This window comes from Streptomyces mayonensis (assembly GCF_018982965.1).
GTDB classification, from domain to species: domain Bacteria; phylum Actinomycetota; class Actinomycetes; order Streptomycetales; family Streptomycetaceae; genus Streptomyces; species Streptomyces mayonensis.
Genome location: NZ_JACBYP010000257.1, coordinates 1 through 1,700, shown reverse-complemented (window position 1 = coordinate 1,700; position 1,700 = coordinate 1). Strand labels below are relative to the sequence as shown.

At 70.5% G+C, this 1,700-nt stretch carries 2 protein-coding genes; both read right to left on the bottom strand.

Annotation, left to right across the window (positions count from 1 at the left end):
* Positions 1-926, bottom strand: a 926-nt coding sequence (locus HZS56_RS37715) for a beta-ketoacyl synthase N-terminal-like domain-containing protein (RefSeq protein ID WP_374201250.1), incomplete at its 3' end; no start/stop codon positions are given.
* A 151-nt stretch (positions 927-1,077) separates the two neighbouring features.
* A partial coding sequence (locus tag HZS56_RS37710) for an acyl carrier protein (protein WP_216725310.1) occupies positions 1,078-1,700 on the bottom strand: 623 nt, incomplete at its 5' end.

Here is a 1,700-nt window from a genome sequence, read left to right as displayed (position 1 = left end):
GCGTCACGGATCACGCGTTCCTGCGACGGTCCGTTCGGCGCCGTCAGGCCGTTGGACGCACCGTCCTGATTGACCGCCGAACCGCGCAGCACGCCCAGCACCTCGTGCCCCAGCCGACGGGCGTCCGACAGCCGCTCCAGCAGCAGCACCCCCGCGCCCTCGGCCCAGCCCGTGCCGTCCGCGGCCGCCGCGAACGACTTGCACCGGCCGTCCACGGACAGACCCCGCTGCCGCGAGAACTCCACGAACGACACCGGGGTGGACAGCACCGTGACACCGCCGGCGAAGGCCAGGTCGCACTCGCCCCGGCGCAGCGCCGTGGCCCCCATGTGCATCGCGACCAGCGACGAGGAGCACGCCGTGTCCACGGACACGGTCGGCCCTTCGAAGCCGAACGTGTACGCCAGACGCCCCGCGGCGATGCTGCCCATGCTGTTGCTGACGAGGTTGCCTTCCCAGCCCTCCTTGGGGAGGTTCGGACGAGCCCCGTAGTCGTGGTACATCTGGCCGACGAAGACGCCGGTGCGGCTTCCGCGCAGGGTGGCCGGCACCACTCCTGCGCTCTCCATCGCCTCCCAGGTGGTCTCCAGCAGCAGCCGCTGCTGAGGATCCGCCACCGTGGCCTCACGCGGAGACATGCCGAAGAACGAGGGGTCGAAGCCGCTCACGTCGTCGAGGAAGCCGCCCTCCTGCACGTACGACTTGCCCACGCTGTCGGGGTCCGGGTCGTACAGGTCCTCGCGCCAGCCGCGGTCCTTCGGGAAGGGGGAGACCGCGTCGACGCCCTGGGCGACCAGGTTCCACAGGCTTTCGGGGTCGGTCACACCGCCGGGGTAGCGGCAGGCCATCCCCACGATCGCGATCGGTTCCCGTGCCTTCTCCTCCACCTCACGCAGCCGGGCACGTGCGTCCCGCGCATCCGCCACCGCGCGCTTGAGGTACTCCCGGAGTTCCTTCTCGTCCGCCATCTGGATTCAGCCCTTCGAGGTTCATGTGTGAGGTGAAGCGGAAGTTCATGTGTCAGGTGAAGCGGGAAGGGCCGCGGCCGGCCCGGGCCGGCCGCGTGCCGGTGAACGGCTACTCGGCGCCGTCGACCAGGGCGAAGAGCTCTTCGTCGCTGGCGGAGTCCAGATCGTCGTCCAGCCCGGTGCCGGTCAGCTCCAGCAGCCGCTGCAGTTGTTCGGTGACGCGCCGCCGCAGCGCGGTGTCTCCCCCGACGCCCCGGATGCGCTCCTCCAGCCCGTCCAGGTGTGCGAGCACCGCCTCCGGCGCGACCTCTCCCCGTGCGGACCGGTCCATCCGGTCGATCTCGTCGATCTGGTCGGCCAGTTGCCCGTCGAGGAACCCGGCCAGCGCGCCGACCGAGGGGTAGTCGAAGACCACCGTGTTCGCGAACCGCATCCCGCACACCTTGTTCAGCCGGTTCCGCAACTCCACCGCGCTCAGGGAGTCGAAGCCCAGCTCCTGGAGGGCGCGGTCCACGTCGATCTCCCGCGAGTCCTCATGGCCCAGGATCTCGGCCACCTCGTCCTGCACCAGGTCCACGAGTTCGCGCCTGCGTTCGCCCTCGGGGAGTCCGGCCAGCCGCTGGAGGAGCGGGGGCACCGGACGGCTGTCCTCGGTGGTGGGGAGGGTGTTGTTGGTTGTGGGGGTGTCCTGGTCGGCGAGTTGCCTGTCGAGGAAACCGGCCAGCGCACTGA